Source organism: Streptomyces rishiriensis, assembly GCF_030815485.1.
Classification (GTDB): Bacteria; Actinomycetota; Actinomycetes; order Streptomycetales; family Streptomycetaceae; genus Streptomyces; species Streptomyces rishiriensis_A.
Genome location: NZ_JAUSWV010000002.1, coordinates 8,149,130 through 8,171,105 on the forward strand (window position 1 = coordinate 8,149,130; position 21,976 = coordinate 8,171,105).

At 68.6% G+C, this 21,976-nt stretch carries 17 protein-coding genes and 5 pseudogenes; 13 read left to right on the top strand and 9 right to left on the bottom strand.

All coding sequences use genetic code 11. The features are described from left to right. Positions 1-213: 213 nt before the first annotated feature. A complete protein-coding gene (locus QF030_RS38385; RefSeq protein WP_373428944.1) occupies positions 214-3,804 on the bottom strand; it encodes a LamG domain-containing protein in 3,591 nt (1,196 codons plus the stop codon). Between the two features lie 506 nt (positions 3,805-4,310). Here QF030_RS38385 and QF030_RS38390 point away from each other — a divergent pair. The 3 genes and pseudogenes from QF030_RS38390 to QF030_RS38395 all read left to right on the top strand — a co-directional run. Further along, positions 4,311-4,447: pseudogene (locus tag QF030_RS38390) on the top strand (ATP-binding protein); the annotation flags it as partial. A gap of 89 nt (positions 4,448-4,536) precedes the next feature. Beyond that, positions 4,537-4,620: pseudogene (locus tag QF030_RS40715) on the top strand (ArsR family transcriptional regulator); the annotation flags it as partial. A 106-nt stretch (positions 4,621-4,726) separates the two neighbouring features. Continuing rightward, the gene (locus QF030_RS38395) at positions 4,727-5,494 is read left to right on the top strand and encodes a glycine-rich domain-containing protein (RefSeq protein ID WP_307167865.1); all 768 of its coding nucleotides are present in this window, start codon (positions 4,727-4,729) and stop codon (positions 5,492-5,494) included. A gap of 58 nt (positions 5,495-5,552) precedes the next feature. Here QF030_RS38395 and QF030_RS38400 read toward each other — a convergent pair. Further along, positions 5,553-5,774: pseudogene (locus QF030_RS38400) on the bottom strand (IS5 family transposase); the annotation flags it as partial. Between the two features lie 424 nt (positions 5,775-6,198). Between QF030_RS38400 and QF030_RS38410 the strand changes: the two are divergent. Both QF030_RS38410 and QF030_RS38415 read left to right on the top strand, forming a co-directional pair. Then, entirely contained in the window at positions 6,199-7,092 is an 894-nt protein-coding gene (locus tag QF030_RS38410) for an MEDS domain-containing protein (protein WP_307167180.1), read from the top strand. Further along, positions 7,089-8,072: a sensor histidine kinase gene (locus tag QF030_RS38415; protein ID WP_307167181.1), complete on the top strand. Its 984-nt coding sequence runs from the start codon at positions 7,089-7,091 to the stop codon at positions 8,070-8,072. Before QF030_RS38410 ends, QF030_RS38415 begins: the two co-directional genes overlap by 4 nt. Before the next feature lie 1,589 nt (positions 8,073-9,661). Here the strand turns inward: QF030_RS38415 and QF030_RS38425 are convergent. Both QF030_RS38425 and QF030_RS38430 read right to left on the bottom strand, forming a co-directional pair. Beyond that, the gene (locus QF030_RS38425; protein ID WP_307167182.1) at positions 9,662-10,024 is read right to left on the bottom strand and encodes an STAS domain-containing protein; all 363 of its coding nucleotides are present in this window, start codon (positions 10,022-10,024) and stop codon (positions 9,662-9,664) included. A 5-nt stretch (positions 10,025-10,029) separates the two neighbouring features. After that, positions 10,030-11,475, bottom strand: coding sequence for a PP2C family protein-serine/threonine phosphatase (locus tag QF030_RS38430; protein WP_307167183.1), 1,446 nt, complete (start codon positions 11,473-11,475; stop codon positions 10,030-10,032). A gap of 466 nt (positions 11,476-11,941) precedes the next feature. Between QF030_RS38430 and QF030_RS38435 the strand changes: the two are divergent. The 3 genes and pseudogenes from QF030_RS38435 to QF030_RS38445 form a co-directional block, all read left to right on the top strand. Beyond that, positions 11,942-12,165 (top strand): annotated as a pseudogene (locus tag QF030_RS38435) (IS5/IS1182 family transposase); the annotation flags it as partial. 83 nt (positions 12,166-12,248) lie between these two features. After that, the gene (locus QF030_RS38440) at positions 12,249-12,512 is read left to right on the top strand and encodes a hypothetical protein (protein ID WP_307167184.1); all 264 of its coding nucleotides are present in this window, start codon (positions 12,249-12,251) and stop codon (positions 12,510-12,512) included. After that, positions 12,509-12,874, top strand: coding sequence for a hypothetical protein (locus QF030_RS38445; protein WP_307167185.1), 366 nt, complete (start codon positions 12,509-12,511; stop codon positions 12,872-12,874). The genes QF030_RS38440 and QF030_RS38445 overlap by 4 nt, the downstream gene beginning before the upstream one ends. Before the next feature lie 327 nt (positions 12,875-13,201). Here the strand turns inward: QF030_RS38445 and QF030_RS38450 are convergent, their stop codons facing one another. Together QF030_RS38450 and QF030_RS38455 are read right to left on the bottom strand one after the other, a co-directional pair. Further along, positions 13,202-13,459: a hypothetical protein gene (locus QF030_RS38450; protein ID WP_307167186.1), complete on the bottom strand. Its 258-nt coding sequence runs from the start codon at positions 13,457-13,459 to the stop codon at positions 13,202-13,204. Between the two features lie 183 nt (positions 13,460-13,642). After that, on the bottom strand, positions 13,643-14,146 hold the full coding sequence (locus tag QF030_RS38455) for a hypothetical protein (protein ID WP_307167187.1): 504 nt from the start codon (positions 14,144-14,146) through the stop codon (positions 13,643-13,645). A 1,085-nt stretch (positions 14,147-15,231) separates the two neighbouring features. Between QF030_RS38455 and QF030_RS38460 the strand changes: the two genes are divergently transcribed. From QF030_RS38460 to QF030_RS40720, 5 genes and pseudogenes are all read left to right on the top strand, one after another. Beyond that, positions 15,232-15,834 (top strand): hypothetical protein, encoded by a 603-nt coding sequence (locus QF030_RS38460; protein ID WP_307167188.1) that lies wholly within the window; start codon positions 15,232-15,234, stop codon positions 15,832-15,834. Between the two features lie 542 nt (positions 15,835-16,376). Next, entirely contained in the window at positions 16,377-16,649 is a 273-nt protein-coding gene (locus QF030_RS38465; protein ID WP_307167189.1) for an ABC transporter permease, read from the top strand. Between the two features lie 31 nt (positions 16,650-16,680). Continuing rightward, positions 16,681-17,448, top strand: coding sequence for a hypothetical protein (locus QF030_RS38470; RefSeq protein WP_307167190.1), 768 nt, complete (start codon positions 16,681-16,683; stop codon positions 17,446-17,448). 6 nt (positions 17,449-17,454) lie between these two features. Next, a complete protein-coding gene (locus QF030_RS38475) occupies positions 17,455-18,852 on the top strand; it encodes a hypothetical protein (RefSeq protein WP_307167191.1) in 1,398 nt (465 codons plus the stop codon). Between the two features lie 83 nt (positions 18,853-18,935). Then, positions 18,936-19,091 (top strand): annotated as a pseudogene (locus tag QF030_RS40720) (DUF6368 family protein); the annotation flags it as partial. A gap of 261 nt (positions 19,092-19,352) precedes the next feature. Here QF030_RS40720 and QF030_RS38485 read toward each other — a convergent pair. From QF030_RS38485 to QF030_RS38495, 3 genes are all read right to left on the bottom strand, one after another. Further along, positions 19,353-20,423, bottom strand: coding sequence for a M14 family metallopeptidase (locus QF030_RS38485; RefSeq protein WP_307167193.1), 1,071 nt, complete (start codon positions 20,421-20,423; stop codon positions 19,353-19,355). 9 nt (positions 20,424-20,432) lie between these two features. Further along, complete coding sequence (locus QF030_RS38490; protein ID WP_307167194.1) at positions 20,433-20,747, bottom strand: hypothetical protein; 315 nt, start codon at positions 20,745-20,747, stop codon at positions 20,433-20,435. Between the two features lie 94 nt (positions 20,748-20,841). Continuing rightward, on the bottom strand, positions 20,842-21,648 hold the full coding sequence (locus tag QF030_RS38495) for a TetR/AcrR family transcriptional regulator (RefSeq protein ID WP_307167195.1): 807 nt from the start codon (positions 21,646-21,648) through the stop codon (positions 20,842-20,844). Positions 21,649-21,976 lie beyond the last annotated feature (328 nt).

Consider the following 21,976-nt stretch of genomic DNA (forward strand, 5'->3'; position numbering starts at 1 on the left):
CACCACGGTGACCAGCGAACGGACGCGATGTCTTCGTACCCCATCACAAACAGATCTCGCCAGGCTGAATGATCTTGCTCTGACTGTACGCCAGGACATATCTGTCCTTCCCCACGTGCGTAGTTGAGGGCCGGGTCACCCAACGGGGCCGGCTGTGCGTGGCTGAGCGAAGGGCGGGCCACGGAGACGACCGCGGCCCGCCCCTGTCCCTGCTCAGTCCCCGATGTACGTGTCGATCTGGTCCGAGCCGGCGACTGCACCGGCGAAGAGGCGCACCTCACCTATCCGGGCCGGAAGATAGTGACTCCAGGCCGAGTTCGCGTAGCCCTTGCCGACGGCGAAGGCGCCCGAACCGATGGCCGCGGTGAACGCCATCGCGTCACCGTTCTGGTTGTGGCCCATGTAGAGACTGATGGTCCCGGCCACCGCGTCGTAGGCGCCGGTCAGCCGCACCGGGCTGTCGAGGGCGGCAACCTCGTCGGAGACCACGGAACTGAATGTTCCGTCCGCGTTGAGGCTGCCGAAATGCCATTTCCCGACCGGGACCGTGCGCTCTTCGAGGGTGATGTCGTCGAGCACGGTGTCCTTGCCTGTCAGCTGGTACCAGAATCCCCAGGACAGTCCATCGGTGCTCTGCTGGCTGAGCACACCACCGGAGTATCCGACGGCCTTCGTCGCCAGCTTCGCGCCGTCCAGCGCCACGGTTGTCGTCACGGTGAACGCTCCGGTGCCGTCCACCAGCGGACCGGTGACCGTCGCGGCGTCGTCGACACCGTCCAGGACGATGTCACCGTCGCTGAGCGCGGCCCCGCCTTCCAGCGTCAGGCTCTTGCCATAGCCTGATGTGGTGTCCGCGATCGTGGTGCCGCTGCCCTGCGCGGGCTGCCAGTCACCGACGAGCTCGAGACCCGCATAGCTCTCGGACGTCAGGAGCTTCGATTCGTCGCCCACCTCTTTGGGCGTCAGAGCGCGCTGCCATACGCTCACTTCATCGATGGAGCCCTTGAAATAGTCCACGTAGCTGTCGGCGTACATCAGCCGCCCGATCTCCGTGCTGCCCTCGGCGGCCCAGGGGGTACCGGAATCGACCGACGCCATCTGCTTACCGTTGACATACAGGTAGGCCTTTTTGGCTGCCGAGTCGTACACACCCGCCACATGCGTCCAGACTCCCTTGGGCGAAGAGACCGGCGATGCGGCCTCCCGCGACCAGGTGCCTTCTGTGGAGAACACCCGCAGGCTCCACTTGCCGCCGTAAGAGATGACGAACGGGCTGTACTTCTGGGCCCAAGGACTGGCCGTGGACGGAGTCTGGCTGAGGACCGACACTGTCTTCGTCGAGGACGGATCGACCCAGACCCAGGCCGAGACCGTATACGAGGACCTGGTCTCCAGCACTGGTCCTGTCGTGGACGCATAACCGGCAGTCCCGTCCAGCGCCATCCCCTTGTCGGTGACCGGGGTGTCTAGCGGCACCCCGGCAGCGTCGTTGGTGATGAGACCGCGGCGGCCGCGGTCGTTGCGGACCGCTCCGGTACCGAGGGTCGCAGGGCGTCGGGTCGATCCGGCCGTGGCCGAGTCGGCCGCCACACCACTGGCCTCGTCGAAGTGGTACTTGGCTACCGGGCCCGAGCCTGCGGCGACGAGGAAGTCCACCGCGCTCCATGCACCGTAGCGGCCGACGTTGTCCAAGGCGCGCACGAACAACGTGTAGGTGCCGGAGGCGTCCGGGGTGATGGACACCGAAGGGGCTGAGCCGCTTACCGTGGGCCAGGTGTTCCAGGACGACAGCGTGTACTGGTAGGACACGTTGTTGGTGTCACCCGTGGCAGGGGCGAAGGACCAGGTCCCCTTCACGCCCGGACCGCCGGCTGCCACACACGCGTTGGTGGTGCACAGGCTGTACGGGCTGCCGAATTTGATCGTCGGCGCCTTCGGCGCGGTTGGGTCGACCTTGAAGAAGCACCAGCCCGTCGTCGAGGCGTTCGAGGGGCCGGCGAGATAGTTGGTGTCATCGTCGTAGTACGAGCGCACCCATGACCGGTAGCGGTAGAGCTTGCCTTCGGCCAGCGTCGACCAGGAGATCGACTGTTTCACCCCGTCCCCGACGAAACCTGTGGAGGGCCGCACATCTCCATTGCCGGCTGTTGTGTCAGCCCAGGTGCCGTCGGTGTTCTTCTGGTCGAGGTCAAAAGCGATCCGGAGCTGTGCGCCGCTCTCACCACCCGACTTGGTCTGCGCGGTCGCGGTCAGTGTTGGTGTCGGGTCGGAGACGATCGCCGGGTTGGACTCCGTCCTGGCGCACACCGTTCCAGTGCCGGTCACCAGTCCTACCGAGGTCGGGGTGTCGGGCAGACCGACGAACTTCACAGCCAGCACGGCATCGTTGCGGAAGCGCTTCCACGCGGCGGTGTCCGACTCGTCGTGGGCCCTGATCTCCAGCGTCAGACGGGAGAACTTACCCGCGGCGAAGCTCTTCACCGTCGGCGTGAGGTTCTCGTTCGTCTCCTCCGGATTGTCGTTGTATTCGATCGGGGCGTCGGGAGAGTCCGGATCGCACAGTGAGCCGCGGCCTGCCGAGACATAACGGTCACCCATCCAGTCCAGCTCCGAAGGACGCGAGGACCAGGTGGTGGAGGACGAGATGTTGTTCGTACGGACGAGGTCGACCCAGCGCGGGTCGCACTGGAACGCCCAGGGCTCGGTGACCCGGAAAGTGGCGTCCAGTACCTGCTTGCCCTTCAGGCTGGCCGGCGAGAACTCGAAATAGAGCCGCTGTGTGTAACCCGGCCCGCAGTAGTACCCGCTCCAGGTACCGCAGTGGCCGGCCCCCTTACCCAGATCGTCGTCGCCGTTGCCCCAGCCGTAGGACTCGTAGCCGTCGCTGCGCAGCAGCGTGCGCTCCGACTCACCCCAGGTCACGGTCGGGTCGATGAAGAGGGGGAAGTCCGATGTTGCGGTGCTGGAGAGAAGCCTGGCATCCGGTACCACCGAGAGCGTGTTGTCGGACACCCGCACCTCCATCCGGGCCACCTTGTCGCCCTGGCCAGGCTCCAGACCGGACCCCGAGGGGGCCGTCTCCGCGGGGTCCGCCGGTGTCGCCGACTCGGCAGAGGCCGTAGACTTTTCGGTCGTGAGGTGCTCGGCCTCGGCTGCGCGGCCGGCTGAGTTCCACATCTGTGCGGTGGGTGCACGGAAGACGGTCTGTCCGGCCGCGTCGACCGCCGCAAGAGCTCCAGTGGGGGTCTTGCGGACCGTCAGCCCGGTACTGTGCACGCCGAACGTGAGCTGCTTCAGTTTCTTGTTCGCGGCGGCGTGGGGCGTCTTGACGACCAAGACGTGCTGGAAGCCTTCGACGGTCGCCGTCACCTTGAGGTCCACACCCGGCAGCACCTCCCGGTACACCGCGCTTGAACCGTTCAGCTCGGGCGTGGGCAGTCTCCCGGGCCAGTCCAGCGCGAGTGACCTTCCACGCTCAGCGATCGAGACCAGCGGGTCGCTGCTGCCGCCGCCGGAGAAGTTGATGCGTACCGCAGCGGCCTTCGGGCCGACAGAGCCGTCATCGCGTCGCTCCAGGGTCGCGTTCGGCTGCTGCCAACCCCCGCCCGGCTTCATCACCCGCACCGGAATCGACGACTCCTCCAGGGTGAAGGAGAACCCGTCGGGATTAGCGAAGACCGACGTGCGTTCCGTACGCTCGGTGACCACCTCTACCCGCCGACCGGACTCCTCCGCCTCGGCCAGCGCTCGCTGCCCTGCGGAGAGGCTGGGACCCTGTTCGTCCGCAACCGCCTGGGCGCTCATCGCGGGCAGGGCGCTCATCACGGTTGTCGCGGTGACGGCAGCCACCAGACCTCGTATCGACCTCGTACCCGCATGTCTGACGCGATGCCTACGTCTCAACTTTCCACCCCCGTGTCACTTAGTGATCACTAGTGATCACCTGTGTGAGCTGCTTACGCAGGAGTGAAGGTTGTTACACGGGCCGCATCAACACGTGATGAAAATGTGACTGAAGAAGTATCGGCAAACCTGCCAAATGGGGCCTCCTCGTTCATCGCGAACCCGGCACTGCGCAGCCCGGTATGTGGATCGCCGAGGCCAAGCTCCGGGACCGCTCGCGGTGGGCAGTCCAGCACGATGCCGTCCACGCCGTGCGCGCATGCCGTCACCGTCCAGCACCGCGAGCGGACTATGCGGGGAGCGCAATTCGGTCGCAGGCTTCTCGGTCTACGCTCGCGCAAATGCCGTTGCTGGCGTGCCGCTGGACGCTCTGCTGGGTGGGCGGACACCTTCCGAAGAGGACGCTGATGCGCTGGCGGGCGAGGCGGAGGAGGGCGCTGGTGTCGGCGCGGGCGATGGGCATGGTGCAGCTGGTCGTGAGCGAGCTGTTGACCAACGCCCGCAAGTACACGCCGGTGGCCCGTTCCTGGTGGACCTGGAGATCAGGCTGTGTCAGCTCATCGTCTGCACCGATCGCGCCCGGACAAACGTCTTCTCCCGAACCCGGCCTCACCAGCTCCTGCCCGCGGCGGCGTGGAACTGACCGTCGGCGAGATAGCCGAGCGGTGCGCACTGAAACCGTCGACCGCCTCAGAACACCTCAGCCTCCTGCGCCGCGGCGACCTGGTCCTCCCCCCCGGGAAGCGCCTCCCGGCCGCGAGCTCTGAAGCCCTACGGTGTGGCATCGACGGACAGGGCAGACGCACAAGGAGACGTAATACACATGATCACCATCCCTGGCGCGCGGCGCCGGTTCGGCCCTCGCTCCACCTGCCGTACGCGAGTGGGGATCGTGGGCCTCATGGCGATGGCCGGGGTACTGCAGTCCTTCGCCACGGCCGCTCCCGCCCACGCCCTTGAGACGCGGACCTACAGCACGCCGGGAAGCTACACCATTACGCTGCCCAGCGACGTGACTTATGTCGCGGTGAGCCTGACCGGCGGGGGCGGCGGGATCGGATCCGGCCCCGCGTTCGGGGACGGCACGGTCCAGCCAGGCGGCGGAGGCGGAGGCGGGGGAGCGAATTCCTCCTGCGTCCTGACCGTCAAGCCCGGCGACGGGATCACCATCACCGTCGCCGCGGGCGGCGCCGGCGGGGCGGCCAGTGGCCTCGACCGAGACGGCGCGCCCGGTGGGAACTCGGCCGTCACGGTCAACAACACGGCTGGCGGATCCGCTGCGCAGAGCGGTGCCGGCGGGCACCACAGTGGGAACGCCTTTCCCGGCACCCAAGGCGCGGGAGGCGATCGCGGAATGAGCTGGTGCGTCGGCAGCTTCTCCAACCTTTACACGGGCCAGGCAGGCGCCGCAGCGAATGCCGATACCCGCGCGGGAGGCACCGGCGGCGCACCCGGGGCCGTTCCGCCCAGCAGCTGCGGAGCCGGAGCGGGCAGCGGCGGAGCGGGCGGATCGGGCTCCGCAAATGGCCTTGCCCACCAGCACACCGAAAGCCTCCCCGGCGCGAACGGTTGCGTCGTCCTGACCTACTGACACACCCCGTTGCCCAGGCTCCTTCGGGCCCGCGCTGAACGGGCCGGACGGCCGGTGCCGACCCGGGCTTGCGTTGAGTAGTTTCCATGTCGATGCCGAGGCCGGCGGCGTGCTCGACGAGGTGCTGGCGGTAGCCGCCGTCGACCCATACCTTGCGGATGCGGGGATGTTCGGTGGCGACTTGGTCCAGGAGCTGGGTGCCGGCGATGGAGTCCTGCACGCTCGCCGCGGTGACCAGCAGGCGCTGCTGGTGCCCCACCAGCAGGACACCGACCACGTCCGGTGCGCGCTGCGCAACCTGCTCGCCGAATCCCCGGCTCTGATCGGCCGGACCCATTGTGCCCAGCAGAGCTACTGGTACTGCACCCCGGCGGGTCTGGCCGAAGCCGCCGCCTCCGCTGAGCTCCCGTCGACGGCCGGCCGGACCACCGGGAAGCGCATCGCCGCCAGCAAGACGGGTCTTCGGGAGCACGGTCTCGCCCTGGTCGACACCGTCATCGCCTTCCACCAGGCGGAGATGGCCGACCACGCCGACTGGCAGGTGGACGTCGCCCAGGGCGCGGGCGGTCCGGGCGATGTGTGCGCCGAGGAGACCTGGGGTGAGTGCCGTCTGTGCGCATACAATTGCTTCCAGTCCGAGAGCCAGGCGGTGAGACAAACGGATACGGGACCCCGGTCGAAGAGGTGAGGGCTGTGAGGCGAACGTGATCACGGATGACAGCAGGGAGCGCCAGGTCCACGATGTGGGGCAGGGCGACCACCTGTGTCTGGCGTTCGTCGATGACGCAGAACAACGCCGAGTGGTCACCTCTTACGTTTCTGCCGGTCTGGCACGCGGCGAGCGAGTGCTGTACTTCGCTGACCGCAACGCCCCAGCGACGGTACTGGGCTGGCTGAGGACCGCGGGACTGGAACCCGATCGCGCTGTCGCCAGGGGGCAGTTGCAGGTGGACACGGTCGAGGACAGTTATCTGGCGACGGGGCGATTCGACCCTGAGACGATGGTCAACACGCTGCGGCGACACGTTTCCGACAGTCTCGCGGCCGGCTACGCGGGCCTGCGCATCAGCGGCGAGATGAGCTGGTCCCTGCGTGACGTTCCGGGCGCGGAGCATGTGCACGAGTACGAAACCGAGATCAACGCGGTGTTCGCAGGAAACCGGGCATCGGCGATCTGCCAGTATGACGCCCGCCGGTTTGCGCCCTCTGAGCTGGATGCCTTCGACCGAATCCACCCCGCAACGGTGGAACTCAGTCCCCTGTACCAGGACAGCATACTGAGCATTGTCCCGGCCTTCAGAAGGGGCGAGCGGGCACTGCGGCTGATCGGCAGTGTGGACTACCGCGGCACCGGCCACCTCACCGCAGCCCTGGAGCAGGCCCTGCACTGGTCGGGCGACGTGTGGGCGGACATGAGCGCCCTGGAATTCATCGACCTGGCTGGCCTGCGCGCCCTGGTGCACACCGCCGAGCAATTGCCCAACGGACGACGGCTGCGCATCGTGCACCTCGCACCGATGCTGGCCAAGGTGATCAGCACCGTCGGCTGGGACGAGCATCCCGCGCTGGTCATCGACACCCAGGGGGTGTCGGCATGAGCGCCGTCACGACCAACTCCCGCATGCAGCCCGGGGACGTTCCGATCCTGACCCATCAAGCCCTGATCTACGGCACCGACGAGGACTTCCTTGCCGCGACCGTGCCGTTCTGCCTGGACGGCCTCGCGCAGGACGACGCGGTCCTGGCGGTCACCACCCCGCGTAACATCGACCTGCTGCGCCAGCAACTGGGCGATGCGGCCGGGCATGTGGAGTTCGTCCGGTCCGACCAGTGGTACGACGCCCCGGGCCGCACACTGGCCGCCTACCACCGTTACGTCGGCCAGCGCACCGGCGACACCGGCCGCCACCGGCAGGTGCGAGTCATCGGCGAACCCGTCTGGCACGGACGCGACGCCCTGGAGACCGCCGAATGGACCCGCTACGAAGCGGTCATCAACGTCGCGTTCGCCGACTGCCCGGCGTGGATCGTGTGCCCCTACGACACCCGGACCCTGCCTTCCCCGCTCGTCGCTGACGCCCGGCGCACGCATCCCGAAATGGTCACCGGTCCCGCTGCCGAACCCAGTCCTCACTACGCTGATCCGAAGCAGGACGGTTTCTGGGAAAGGGAACTGGCACCGGCCTCCCGGGACACCCAGGAGCACGGCATGCGGTTCGACGCTGATCTGACTCCAGTACGCGCTTTCGTGGCCGCCTCGGCCACGTCACTGGGGATGTCGCAGAGCGCGGCCGACCGGCTGGTCTTCGCCGCCAACGAGGTTGCCACCAACGCAGTCCAACACGGTGGCGGCAGCGGACACCTCGCACTCTGGCGCAGCGCAGGCCGCATCGTCTGTGACATCACCGACGCCCGCCCCGGGGCAACCGACTGGTTTCTCGGATACCTGCCACCCGACCCCGGCCAGCGGCACGGCCACGGCCTGTGGGCCGTCAGACAACTGTGCGACCTGATGGAAGTGCGACCTCAGCACTCCGGCATGGGCACCACGGTGCGTCTGCACCTCAACCTCACCTGACCGGGGCCGGCAAAGAGCCGGAGACTCCAGGTCTGCGGCCTCACCCTGCAGCGAAGACTGCGGCGAGTTGGTCGAGCAGAGGCGCTGCGCAGGGGTGGAGGTCGAGACCTGCCGTGACCGTATAGATGCCGCGGGTGGGGGGATCGACCAGGCTCACCGTGGTGGCATCGGGCCGCAGCGCGCGCGTCAACACCCGGGTATCAGCGCGATGGCATGGCCGGTTGCGACCAGGGCCCAGTCTGCCGCGCAGATCGGCCGCGGTGAGGTCGATACGGGCGCTGACAACGGCGCGTGCGGTGTGCTGGTGCAGGAGCGCGGCGAGCGGTCGTTGTCCTGTCCCAGGTCTGGTCGGCCAGCGCCTGCATGTGCACCGGGCAGCAGGCGTTCTCTTCCGTCTCCCACGCGCCAGCTGTTCGGCCGACCATGGCACCCGCTGGTAGACCCTCTGCAATTCAGCGCGGACCTGACGGAGTTCGTCCTGAGTATCGGCCAGGTTCTGTTCGAAACCGGCTCTGGTCCGCCGCGCGGTCTCCTGCACCAACCCTTGCGTCTTCTCCTGCGGCTTCCCTTGCGTCTTCTCTTGCGCGAGCCTCGCCGACGCCGCCGCACCGCTGCAGGTCATTCCCGCCGTACGGACGTGGTCGGGCCTCTGGCATCCCCATTGCGACCGCCTTTGTCCATGCCCTGGCCGGAGTTGAGAGTGAGGGACGGCGGGATGGGCGGCGCGGACGCAGCCGGGGATCGGGGCGCGCTCCTGGTGTTGCGCGACGGGCGGGGCCGCCGCGCCTGGCGCTGCGCGGGCCGCCGACGCTGCGGCGCCCGGGTCGGGAACCTTCGCCATGGCCGATTTGGTCGAAGCCTCGCATAGGAGTCAGCTCCTGTGCGGCCCCGCACAGCCGCGGCCCGGGGCCTCGCGGCGTCCAGAGCGCACTTTGGTTCTCCCCGCTGCCGCCCCCACCCCCACCCAGCGATGGCTGTGAGGGTTTCTTAGCCCAGCGGTGACGTTGACGATGCGATGCCGGGGCACATGAACCCGGCACGGTCCGTGCGGGTGTTCGGCAGGAGGAGTCAGTGGCCGGTCATGAAGTGTATGCCGCCAGCGCATTGCTAGTGGTGGCCGCGATACTGCTCGCGCGCTGGTGCCTGACGGGCCGAAGGGGCAAAAGGCCACGCGCTGCTGCCGTATCCCGCCGTGCCTCACGCTGGACGGCGTTGAGGGAGATCCGGCGCAGGGAATCCACTGTGGTCCAAGCCGAGCAACGCCTGCCGACGGAAGCGCCACGCGCTCAGCGGGCGGTGCAGGAGGCCGAAGACCTCGTGCACGGCTACTGGCGCCAGCTCAGTCCCCTCTACGTGTCCGAACGCGACCACCATCAGCACTGAGCCGATCGGTCAGCGCATCTCCGGTACGGGATAGGTCAGTCGCTGAGTGCTTGGCGGAGGGTTTCACGGCAGTCGATCATTGCGTCGACGCCGACGAACTCCCGAACCTCAGAGAGTCAGGGCCGTCCTCGCGGACGCCGAAACGCCTGACCGGCTCGTGCGGACCCGTACTCGCCCGTGCAGTGAGGAGCTGGGTGACGGAGTCGCTACCTGTTCGCGGAGGTGGGCTGATCGGTAACGTCGGCGGCTGTGGCGTGGACGGGCAGGAGTGAGTCGACACCGGTCATCCTGAGCATGCGCATCAGGCGGTCGGGGACGGCGGCGAGGCTGAGGGAGCCGCCCGCTGCCTGGGCTGCGTGCCAGATGCCGATGATCGCGCTGAGACCGGCGGAATCGCAGAAGCCGACCTGTGCCAGGTCCAGGGCCAGGCGCGAGTGTCCTTGTTCGATGATTTCCAGGACCCCGGAGCGCAGAGTGGGCGCGGTCCGCACGTCCATGTCTCCGATGATCGTGGCGATGGCGAGGCCGGGGTGGGGGCAGTGAACGGTCAGGTGAAGTGTGTGGGTCACGTCGGTCATCGCTCCTGGCCGAAGTGTTCGGGTGCGGCGGTGGTGTGGGCGGTTGCGGCGACGCCGGTGTCGGGCGCGGTGTCGGAGTCAGGTACGGACAGGGCCAGCAGGGCCGCGTCGTCGCCGACTCCGTCGGGCAGTGAGGCCAGCAACGTGACGGTTTCCTCGACCAGGGCAGTGGCGGTCACGGGCCCTGTGCGCTGGTGGAGGAAGCCGGTCAGGCCGTCCTCGCCGAGCATGGTGCCCTGGGGAGTGCGGGCTTCGGTCAGCCCGTCGGTATAGAGGAACAGACCCTCCCCGGGGGCCAGGGAGAAAGTGGTCTGGGTGAAGTGTGCCTGGGGGAAGGCTCCGATGAGCATGCCGCCCTTGGGGCGTACCGTCTTGACCCATACCGCGCCGCTGTCGTCGGGGCGCAGGTGGTAGGCCGGCGGATGGCCGCCGGTGGCCACTGTGACGCTGAAGCCACCGTCCTCGCGGGGTGCCAGAAGGCCGAAGACGGCGGTGCAAAAGCGGCTTCCGGCGGTGACGTCGGTGAGCAGGGTGGTATTGAGTGTGCTCAGGACGGTGACCGGTTCCGGGTCGATCTGGGCCGCGACGCGCAGGGTGTGGCGGGTCAGAGCTGTGACGGTCGCCGCCTCGGGGCCCTTGCCGCACACGTCACCGAGGAAGAACGCCCACCGGCTGGCGTCGATGGGGAAGACATCGTAGAAGTCGCCGCCCACATCGTGTACGGAGGCGGTGTGATAGTGGCAGGCCAGCTCCAGGCCGGGCACCACGGGAAGCGCCGGGGGCAGCAGGGTTCGCTGGAGAGTGGAGGCGAACGCGGCGATGGCGGTCTTGTCCTTCTCCGCCTGTTCCCGGGCCGCCCGTTCCACCTCCCGCCGCTTCTGCTCATCGCGTAGTGCGCGCAGCGCCGACAGCCGCAGCTCCATCTCGTCCAGCACGATCGCCGCGAGGTCGGCCAGTGTGGCGGTGTCGTCCTCGCTGATGGAGCGCGGCTTGGTGTCGAGGACGTTGACCGTGCCCAGTCGGTGACCCTCGGAGGTGGTGATCGGTGCTGCGGCGTAGAAGCGCACCCCCATCTCTCCCGCGACCAGCGGATTGTTCGCCGCCACGGGATCACGAAGGGTGTCGGGAATGACCAGCGCGTCATCGCGCAGAATCGCTGAGCCGCACAGGCCCGGATCGCGGCCGATCTCCTTGACGCCCTCCAGGCCGTGTGCGGCCTTGAACCAGATGCGGTCGCTGTCCACGATCGTGACCGTGGCCACCGGGACATCGAAGAGGCGGGCGGCCATCGCCGCCACCCGGTCGAACGCCCCGTCGGGCGGAGTGTCGAGGATGTCGTAGCGGCGTACCGCAGCCATACGGGCCGCTTCCATCCCCGCGTCCGGGACCAGCTCGGGCTGCCGCCCGGGCACCAGGGCTGCCGCCGCAGCGTGCTGGGTCATCGGCTTGCCTCTCCGTCGATGGGCCGCAGCGAGCGGCACGAACCCACGTAGCCTAGTGCCGTGACCGGGATGGTTCGCCGGGCTGGTGTCGTCAGGCCGCCGTGATGAGGGCGCGCGCCTCAACGAATGCGTTTCTCGCTGCGGATGCGGGGACGTTCACGGCGTTGGGCGGCCAGGACGCCGGAGTGTCGGGCGTTGGTGTTGCGCCACCGCAGATATCGGTGCAGTTCGCGGGCGGGTCTGGACGGAGTGATTCACTGCCGCCGCAATGTCCGGGGGCGGGTTCTTGCGGGCGCCGCGCCGGCAGCGGCTGACGCTGTCGGCGGTGACACCGATCTCCACCGCCACGGCTTTCGCATTGCCCAAGACTGGCGGTTCGAGAAGTCGATCCGGCTCTTCAGCGTCTTGGGCGGCTGCTGGGTGAACTGCCGGCTCCCTCGCGCCGGCGTCCTGGCCCCGGCAGGCTAGCCAGGCCCTCATCCCGCTGGTCCGCGGCATCCCGCCCGTCCGCTCCGGCCGCGGCCCGCCACGCCAGCGGCCCGGCAAGCTGCATGGAGACAAGGGCTACGACTACCGCCACCTGCGCCGATGGCTCGCTTCCCGCGGCACCGGCACCGCCTCGCCCGCAAGGGCATCGAGTCATCCCGACACCTGGGACGCCACCGCTGGGTCGTAGAGCGGACCGTGTCCACGATCTTCGCTCGCGTGTGGCAGCGGGAATCTGTAGGGCAACTGCTAGCCGACGGTATCAGTGGCTAGCTATGGTGGTGGGTATGGCAAAGCAGACGAATATCCGACTGGACGACGCCGTCAGGGCGGCAGCCGAGGACCGGGCCAAGCGCCGCGGTCTGACCCTGCAGGGGTACGTGGCTGACTTGATCGAGGCCGATGTGAATCAGGCACGTGCCGCCTTCATGGCCGGCGCCGCGACGTTCCTGGCCGGGTACGCGGACGCGTTCGAGGCGGAGGTCGGTGAGGACCGGTACCCCGGTCTTCCGGAGGGACTGGCGGAGAGCGCGCCGCAGGACGCCGCGTGAATCTCCGTGTCGATCTCGCCTGGATCTTGGCAGTGGCGCAGCAGATCCCGGGCGATCCCCAGGTCGTCGACTACGGCGTACCGGTGGCGGCGGAAGCGCGTCATCGCGCGACGGTCCTGGACCATGAGATCTATCCCGAACCCCATCACAAGGCCGCGGCTCTGTTGTGCGAGCTGGCGAGGAATCCCAGCTTGGAGGTGAGGAACCTGCTGTTCGCCGCCACGGTGGCTGCGGCCTACCTCTCGGCGTGCGGCCTCGCGGTGAGCCCCGGTCTGGACACCGTTCTTCCCTTGGCGCGCGCGGCCCGGGACGGCCTCCCGGTGCGGGAGGTCGCCGCTCAGATCAAGACCTGGACGAGCTGATCCAACAAGTTCTTCGGACGGTGCCGTGTGAGGATTGTGGGTCGTCAGGGAGCGGCGGTCGGCCCGGGGGAGGAGCGGGCCGGGGACCGGCCTGCCGAGCACCACCACTGGCATCTCTCCGACGCTGCGGACCGGTTGCCTGGACGCGGTCACCTCCGTCTCCGGCGGCGGCAGCCTCTCGCCGGAGGTGTTGGCCGAACTCCTGCTGAACCGGGTACGTGCTGTACCTCTCGCCGGAGCAGATGGAGTGCGTGGCGTAGGCGTTCTGGCTGCACCGGCTGTCCCGCTCCGCGCTCGAGGCCAACCGCTTCACCCGCGACTACGGCATCACCCACCACCCCGGCCCTGCCGCGGACCCTTCCCCGCAGCGGGGAGATGACCGCTCCGCCATCGCGGCGGCCGCTTGGGCGGGCAGCTGTGGTCCGAGCGGTAGCCGACCTTTCTGCCGTTCATGGTCAGGGTGTCGGCGCCGAGGAGATGCACGCCGTCCCAGTACGAGTTGGATCCCGCGCCGTCGCAGGCGGTGAGCTTGGCCCCGGTCGAGGCGTCGCCGATCGGATGCGGTTGAGTGCCGATCTCTTCCACCGGACGGCTGTGGCGTTGGAGAGCGTGGCCAGGACGGATGCTGCGGTCATGGCGATGCGGCGTGTCAGCATGGGGGTTGCCGCGAAGGTTCCTGCTGACGTCGTCGCGGACGCCGGCGTAACACTGGGAATAGCCCCGTTCCTTGATCTCCTCCCATAATTTCCAGGCGCTGGTGCAGCCTTCCTACCAGCGCTGATCGAGGTAGGGCTTGTAGGCGTCGAGTCTCGTCGCACGGTTTTGCCACTGGCCGGTGTACATCTTCTCCGGGGTGGTGGCGCGGGAGAAACGCAGGATCGTGTTGAGCGTCATCCCGAGCCGCCGGGCGACGGACCGCTTGCTGTGACCGGCGGCGAGGAGAGCGTGGATGGTGGCGTGCTTGGCGCGGGTGCTTCGGCGAACCGGTGGCCTGTCGGCCAGGGCGATGACGCGGCCGACTCCGGCTCCTCCTGGGGTGCCTCCGATTGTTCCGGTGCGGGGCGCAAGCAGCCGCGGTGCCGGTAGCGGCACTTCTCGGCGGCTTCGCCCAGGTTGTGCCAGAGATCCCATCGGGTCGGCGACTTGGAGGGCCTGCGGGGCGCCGCGGGCGACTCCGTCGGCGAAGAAGGGTGCGCGGTCGCGGCAGACGATCTCGATGCCGGGCCGCTCGGTGAGCCAGGCCGCCAGCGACCACGGCCAGGAGCACCTCACCGCCCCGCGCGCCCGCTAAGCCCCCGCCTGGTCTGGAGGGGATCCCTCATGCCTGTGGGGCGGCCGTCTACGACGCTCCGGCCGCCCCACAACACCACTTTGATCACCCACACCACAGCCTGTCCCGGCACACCAGACCCCGATACCCAGAGGCGAGGGACCGCATGAGTGCGCGCCCGACACCCGAATCGGTGTCGGCGTAGGACTCCAGCCGGGGACCCGCCGGTATTGGCCGGCCCCTGGCCTTGCCGGCGGAGCGGTTCAGGTCTGACCAGCTAAGAAGCCGCAGCCGTCCATCGTCCAGGGACTCTCCGGCCACCGCGACCTCGTAGGGCTCCGCATCCTGTCGAACTGCCACCGTGCTCCGCGAAGCCCACAGGTCTCCGGCCGGCGCGGCCTGGCTCGCGTACCTGCGCCCCGTGCACACCGTGAGCCTGGGCGGGTGGCCAGGGTTAGCCGGACGTGTTGTCGAACCCATCGTCGACGTGGGCGAGAAAGTCGGTGTCCGCGCAGTCACCGTGCTTCACCAACGACGTGAGCACTCTGCCCCTTTTTCGGGGCTGACGAGCCTCTTGGCGGCGCGTTCGAAGGGGAACCTACCGCTTGAGGACACGACCTTGACGCTGCGGAGGACATCCGTTGCGACGGGTCGCGGCAGAAAGTGGCGGAATCTCCCACGGGGTTGGCACCGGAGCCGAGTTCAAATGCCCCCACCCAACCGCGGTCAACCATCAGCAGACGCCTCTTCTCGTCGTCACCCAGCCAGGTCATGCACGTTCCGGAGCCCCTACCTGCATCGCGGCGACCGTACGGCCAGATCTGACGGCCACGGCTCCTACCGCGCCGTCGAGACCGCGCTTTGCCGGGACGCCGGTCGCGCCGGGGAGCAAGCGGCGGGTGAACTACGAACGGCCGCGGGCCGGCACGACAGTGGGTGTACTACGTGCCAGACTGAAGAGTGATGGAGACGAACGGGCGTGAGTCCGCGACCGGGCCCCTGACGATCTCCCCAGTTCCCTTCAGCACACCCGCCTTTGCCGACCGCATCACCGGCGCGTTTCGGTGTTACAGGGAGGAAAGCTGCGATGACCACTACCAACAGCCGCATCAAGCGCGGGCTTCCGCCGCGAGCCAGCACCATCATGGATCTGGGGGACGACCACGCCTTGCAAATCCTCGACTTTCCCTCCGGAGTCCGGGCGATCGTGGAAGGCGGGCGAGCTGTCGACCAACTCCCTGCCACCACCGGCGACATCGCGCCCCCGCCCGAGGCGGGAGTACATTCGGCAGGCGAACCGGCCGGCTACAGCGAGGGGATCGTCCGCACCACGGGCGAACAAAGCTGGTTCAAGGACACTTTCTGCAACGGTGCCCAAGCCTGTGTGCAGGGATGGGACTGGGCCATCTGCGGTACGGATCACGCCGTGGGCTACGGGACCGGGATTGCGATGGTCGGAGCGGAAGGTTCGCGCAACGGCACCCTGTTCGTCGACGTGTGGGAGTGCATCTGCGTCGGTCCCTTTTGCATAGGCGGCCACGAGTGCTTCTGGGTGGAGAACTGGCACGGCGCCGTCGTCCCCGGACATTGGTTGTCCGTGAACACGAACGCGCCGGACCGCAAGTGGCTGCGATGGCGTCTCGAGGGGGCCGGCGGCGACACCCAGGTAAGTCTCGCCGCCAAGTACTGACCCTCCTCTGCAGAACCAGCGATTCAGGGCTACGTCCCGAGGCCGTTGGGCTCCCGTCCCGTCGGGTGAGGTGTTCGAAGTCTCAACCTGCCGGTCCAGGAGCCCTGAACCGTTTCGACTTCCCCCCCGACGAACTCGCCGCAGCAGCCTCCCGCGGCATGCGGCCGCCGGGCCGGAACGTCGACGCCAAGGACTTCGAGCGTCCCGCTTCGATGCCGTCGTCGCCAGGGCGGAGATCGCTCCCGGTCCGTGGCGGCGCTGCGCGGAGTGTTGTCCTGGCTCAGCCGGCCGGGCTGTTCCCTCGGCTTCCCGGAGCGCCGAGACCGGCGAGAGACCCGCTTGACCTGGGAGTTGAGGGCGCGGAGACTGGTATACGCAGTATGCGTGCAGCGTATGCGTGCAGCGTAAGTGTACGTCGAGCACCGCTGCGTCCGCCTTGCCCCGCCGAGGTGCTCGCCGCGGTGGCTCCGTCACCGAGCCCTTGTCGCGCGCCCGGGGCGGCCCGACGGGTCGTCCCCGATGGCAGAGAGGGGAGGCTCCAAATGGGCTTCCACGCCTTCCAGGAGGGGCGGCCGGTCCGCAGGCGTTTCTGGGCGGAGATCGCCCTGGGAACCCTCTCCGGACTGCTCTTCCTCGTCACGCTCATCTGGCGCGACTGGATCGAAACGCTCTTCGGCGTCGAGCCCGACGCCGGGAGCGGAGCCGTCGAGTGGCTCATCGTGGCCGTCACGGCTCTGGTCACCGCCCTGTGCGCACTCGGCGCCCGGACGGAGTGGCGGCGAACCCACCCGGCCGCGGCGCACGCCTCGCGATAGCGCGGCCGGCTGAGGCGAGAGGAGGACCGTCATGCCCGATGGTCCTGAAGATGTGCTGGGACTGGTCCGGCGGACTCCGCTGAGCTTCCTGGGCACGGTCACCCGTGTCGGTGACACACGGCTCGCGGAGGTGCCGGCCGGCGAACGCACGGCTGTGGTCAAGGTGGACACGGTGCTGCACGCACCCGACGCCTTCACGAGGCTCCGGGGAAGCGAGGTCACCGTTCAGCTGTCGGACGGCCTCGATCCGCCGGCCGTCGGCGACGCGGCCGCGTTCTTCACCGACGGAATGGCCTACGGCGAAGGGCTCGCCGTCCGGGAGGTCGGACGCCTGCCCGCCGACGCCGTGGCCCCGAACGTCTCCCGCGTCGCCAGGACCGCTGATGCGATGCCGTTCTCCGCGCTCGAGCGCGACATCAAGGACGAGGGCCTGGTCACGCACGCCGACGAGGCGGACGCTGTCGTGATCGCCGTGGTCGTGGGCCTGGAGCAGGCGGGCAGCGGACGGACCCCCGACGAGAGGTTCAGCGAGCATGCCCCCGACTGGTGGCGCGCGCAGCTCGACGTGTCTCATGTGGAGCAGGGGGAGCTCGCTCCCGGGCGGATCACGGTGCTCTATCCCAACAGCCGGGACTTCCACTGGTACCAAGCGCCCAAGCCACAGCCCTCGCAGGAGGGGATGTGGATGCTGCACGCCACCGAGGGAGCGCTGGCTGAGTGGGCCCCGTTCCAAATCCTTCACCCCGATGACTACCAGCCGGTGCAGAAACTTCAGACGCTGCAGGCGGCACGGAGGTGAGCGGGCATGCCCACGCTCAAAGTCGTCAACATCACTCCCGCCGCGCTGAGCGGCGACCGCAGCCAGGACGCTGAGCCCAACCTCGCGGTCAATCCCGAACGCCCCTCAGAGATCGTCGCGACCGCGTTCACGCCCGACCCCATGGGAGGCCCTCTCGCCCCGATCTACGTGTCGACCGACGGCGGGCAGACCTGGGGTCTCAGAAGCATCGTCCCGGGCGCGGCCGCCGGCACGGGCACCGGGGACATCTCGGTCGGATTCGCGTCCGAGGGAGGCGCCCTGTACGCGGGCATCCTCAGCGGACGGCACCCGGCCACGGCGACCCGCATGCAGATCCTGCGCTCGCCGGGCATCTCCTCGACGGCGCCCATGGAAGTCCTCGTCACCCGGGACAGGCCGGACCAGCCGTGGGTGGTGGCGGGCAGCGTCCGGCTGCACGACGGCACCCGCGACCGCGTCTACGTTGCCAACAATGACCTGGGTCGGCAGCCGCAGACCGCCGGGGTCGACGTCTCCGACAACGCTCGCACGGCGTCGGCGCCCGCCGGTTTCAAGCCCAGCGTGATCGAGCGGCGCGCGCCGTCCGGCCAGGACGGGCCGCCGGTGCGGATCGCGCTGCACCCCGACGGCACGGTGTACGCAGTCTTCGAGAGCTGGCGCGACGTCGGCGAAGCCGGCGGGGACATCCTGAACATCACGTTCGACGTCGTGGTCACCCGTGACGACGAGGGGGGCGTAGGGCCGAACCCGTTCCAGGATCTGAAGGACGCCGAGGACTCCGAGATCGGCCAGCGGGTGGTGGCAGAGCGCACCGAGAGGTTCAACGCCTCCATGGGACAGGAGCGCCTCGGCGGCGATCTCGCCATCGCGGTGGACCCGACGGACCCGGCCGGCGTGTGGGTGGCCTGGTGCGATCGCGGCAGCGCGGCGCCCGGGGTCGGCTGCACGCTGCACGTACGCCACTCCACCGACCACGGGCAGACCTGGTCGGCCGATGCCCGCACCGTCACCGACGCCAAGAACCCGGCGCTCGCGGTCAGTACGGACGCCCTGCTGGGTCTGGCGTACCAACAGTTCAAGCAAGGGCAGTGGGTGACGACGCTGGAGCTGACCGGCGACGGCTGGCAGACCCCGGCGGAGCGTCACGTGCTGCACCAGGCGCCGGCGGACGTGCCGCGGGCGCGCTTCCTGCCGTACCTGGGCGACTACATCCGGCTGCTCTCGGTCGGCCGGGACTTCTACGGGGTGTTCTCGGGCAACAACACGCCCGACCCCGCCGACTTCCCCGAGGGAGTGACGTACCAACGGCACGCCGACTTCGTCAGCCACCAGCTGTTCGACCTGGACAACGTGACGCGTGTGCCGCCGTCGATCGACCCGTTCTTCTTCCACCGCGCCGCGTAGGCCTGGGCGTCGCCGACCGATCTCACCAGGCCCCGGGCGGGAGCGGTCAGGCGTGGGCGTGAGGCTAGGACTAGGCTCCCAGCATGTCTGGTCCGACGTTGGCGATCGAGTTGGCGGAGCCGCTCTCCCGGGCTGCGCTGCGGGAGTTCCGCGCGTTGATGGTGGGGCTCTCCTCTCACTTCGACGAGAAGCGGCCCGGGTTCTTCGACGTCAACGTGCCCGCAGAGCGACTGGGCGTCGAGGACAGGCGAGAGAAGGACTGGCGAAAGCCGTTCCCGCTGCCCGCCGGTAGCGAACCGAACCTGGCACTGCCCCGGCGCACGATCCGCTGCAGCTTCTGACCCTCCTGGTCGGTCAGTCTGCGCCCACGGACGGGCTCAGCCACCGCGCGCCTCCAGCGGTCGGATCGGATGTCGCCGCACATCCAACCGTTACGACCGCCAACCCGGCGAACCTATACGGTCACAGCACACTAGGCGAACCTATACGGTCACAGCACACTAGGTGACAGCGGTCAGGCAGAACAGCAGCAGGCCGGCGTCGACATCGAGGATGATCTGCTCCATCTCCGGCCACGGCGGGTGGAAGCTCTTGCCCCATTCCACCGTGAAGGCCAAGACCTTGCCCTTGCTTGACTCCCTGAGATGGCGCGCGTAGGCGTAGTCGTCGCTGGTTCCGCAGGTCGGGTACAAGTCGAAGCCGGGCATCGGGGTGTAGTCCTTGCCGCGTACGCCCTTCGCGCCCCGGCTGAACTGTTCCGCGAGGACGATGGAGTCGTTGGCGTCGGCCTTGGGCACGAACTCCCCGTACAGCAGGTCGTCGGCCAGTCCGCGCTTATGGTCGAAGTCCGGGTTCAGGAAGTTCCGGATCGGGTCGACGGACTGGTTGTCGTCGTCGCCCCAGACGAAGAGCATGTCCTCGGAGTAGCTGTGCAGGTCGACGAACCAGCGGGTGCGCGGGAACCGGTCGAGCAGCCAGCGGACGTTGCGGGTCTCGGGTTCCGAGAAGGGGCTGGGGCCCTGGTACACCTGCTGGGGGTCTGCCGGGTCGGTCGAGACCCGCACCGGAGCGGCCGGGTGGAACGCGGTCCCGAAGTCGAAGAGGAAGTCGTAGTTGCGGTTGATGTCGACGCCGACTCCCTCCGGGTCGCCGCCGGACAGCGCAGGGTTGCGGTTCTTTCGCCACATGGGGTCGACGGTCTGGCTGTAGTGCCGGCCGTCGGGATTGACCAACGGGAAGACGACGACGTCGAGCCCCTCGAGGATGCCGCGCACCTGGGCGGGTGTGAAGGCGGTGCCGCCGTAGGTGAGTCCGGTGCCGTCGCGGTGGGCCTCCAGGAGGTCGGCCGCAAGGTCGATCAGGATCTCGCAGCTGCCCCATTCGCGGGCGTGCACGCCGCCGATGAGCACGACGGCGTCGTTGACGTCCCGGCCTCCTGTACCGATCCTCAGGGCATGTGCGGTCCGGCCTTCGACGGAGGGCTCGGGGAGTTCGGTGAGCTCTGCGGCCGGGTAGACGGCGGCCAGCCTGGTCACGGCGGACTCGACCTCAGTGACGTTCAGATACGGCATGTGTCCCTCCTAGGCGTGCGTTGCCTTGAGGGCGAGTCCGTGCGGAACCGCGTCCTCGGGAGCGAACCGGTCTCCCTCGCCGACCTCGCTCTGGCGGGCTCTGCCGGTGGCCGTGGCGTTTTCGTGGACGGTGACCACCACGCCCTCGCGGTCGAGGGCCTCGGCCTGCTCGGGCGACACGTAGGCGTCGATGCCGAAGGTGCCGTCCTCACTCCGGCGGACGCCGCCACCGACGTCGGGCCGGACCTCGCGCAGAAGTGCTCGCAGCGTGTCGGCGTCCTCGGCCGTGACACGGACGCGGAGGGTGCTGTTCTCGCTGGACATGGCGGCCGCTTCCCGGGCGCCGTCGTACTCACCTCGGCGATGTCGACGACGCACTTGCCGACGTAGGTGTATGTCCGATGTGTACCTCGTATTCTCAGCGTGCTCTTCCGTCGTAGAAGGCGTCAAGGGGAGGCTCGGGCACGCGGCTCAGCAGGCTGTCGAGACCCTCCATCAGTTCCCGTTCGCCGTCGTGGTCGGTGAAGCGTGGGACAAGGGCGCGCAGTCGCGGGTAGTCGGCGGCAGGCAGCCGGTGCAGCCCCAGGCGCAGCAAGAGGTCCGGTTCGTCGGGGTCGTCGACGACCTGGCGCTCGCCCACGAGGAGGCAGCCGAGGTTCCAGGCTACGAACGCACGGTAGATCGTCAGCGTCGTGGGGTCGTCGAACCCGGCACGGCCGAGCACGGCGAGGATGTGTTCGGTGAGGTGGAGTTGCGGGGCCGGGCGCCGGGCCACGGGCACGGCGAGCGGGCGGGTGGCCACCACCGGCAGGATCTCGGGGTGGGCGTGCGCCTCCGCCCTGAACGCCAAGGCGATCCGGTGCAGTTCGGCGCGCCAGGGCAGTTCGGCGGCCGGCCCTGGTTGGGCGGCCTGCCCCAGCCGGCCGGCTTCCTCCGCGAGATCCTGGCGAAGCTCCTCGGACGAGGTGCGCAGTCGGTTGTTGACCTCGGCGAAGAAGGCCTCGACCAGGCCGTCGACCAGCTCCTGCTTGCCTGCGGTGTAGCGGTAGATGGCCATCGGCTCCACATTCAGCTCGGTGGCCAGCCGCCGCATGGTCAGCGCCGCGAGCCCGTCCCGGTCGACGAGTGCGAGGGCCGCGGTGAGCACCAGTCGGCGATTCAGCCGTCGCCGCTTTCCCGGGCTCTCCCGCTCGACCATGTCCGCCACCGGATGGGAGGAACGCACAAAAACAAGATTCTCCGTAATTCTACTAAATAAGCCCACTGCCTGCGGTGCCTCTCCTGCTCCTTCCAGGCACGGATGTCCCGCGTTTGGACGTACGCGCGCGGGTCACGGTGTCCGCCGTGACCCACGCCGCTGCGATCTCGTCGAAGCCACCCCGGCTATGAGAAGCGTCGTCCTGGTATGCGGAGCCGGGGGGCACGTACCTTGCTCGACCTGACGACTGCCCTTGCCGGTCCGGGCCTGACCGGGCTCAGAGGGCATCTCATCTAGGTAGTTGGTGTTCTGGGATGGTTTTGTGACTGGTGCTATGGGCGGTCGTTGGATAGGG

Excerpts from the sequence above, each read along its gene's own strand:
- QF030_RS38385 (WP_373428944.1), bottom strand. The coding sequence starts at position 3,804 with ATGAGCGCCCAGGCGGTTGCGGACGAACAGGGTCCCAGCCTCTCCGCA.
- QF030_RS38395 (WP_307167865.1), top strand. The coding sequence starts at position 4,727 with ATGATCACCATCCCTGGCGCGCGGCGCCGGTTCGGCCCTCGCTCCACC.
- QF030_RS38415 (WP_307167181.1), top strand. The coding sequence starts at position 7,089 with ATGAGCGCCGTCACGACCAACTCCCGCATGCAGCCCGGGGACGTTCCG.
- QF030_RS38430 (WP_307167183.1), bottom strand. The coding sequence starts at position 11,475 with ATGACCCAGCACGCTGCGGCGGCAGCCCTGGTGCCCGGGCGGCAGCCC.
- QF030_RS38440 (WP_307167184.1), top strand. The coding sequence starts at position 12,249 with ATGGCAAAGCAGACGAATATCCGACTGGACGACGCCGTCAGGGCGGCA.
- QF030_RS38460 (WP_307167188.1), top strand. The coding sequence starts at position 15,232 with ATGACCACTACCAACAGCCGCATCAAGCGCGGGCTTCCGCCGCGAGCC.
- QF030_RS38465 (WP_307167189.1), top strand. The coding sequence starts at position 16,377 with ATGGGCTTCCACGCCTTCCAGGAGGGGCGGCCGGTCCGCAGGCGTTTC.
- QF030_RS38470 (WP_307167190.1), top strand. The coding sequence starts at position 16,681 with ATGCCCGATGGTCCTGAAGATGTGCTGGGACTGGTCCGGCGGACTCCG.
- QF030_RS38475 (WP_307167191.1), top strand. The coding sequence starts at position 17,455 with ATGCCCACGCTCAAAGTCGTCAACATCACTCCCGCCGCGCTGAGCGGC.
- QF030_RS38485 (WP_307167193.1), bottom strand. The coding sequence starts at position 20,423 with ATGCCGTATCTGAACGTCACTGAGGTCGAGTCCGCCGTGACCAGGCTG.
- QF030_RS38490 (WP_307167194.1), bottom strand. The coding sequence starts at position 20,747 with ATGTCCAGCGAGAACAGCACCCTCCGCGTCCGTGTCACGGCCGAGGAC.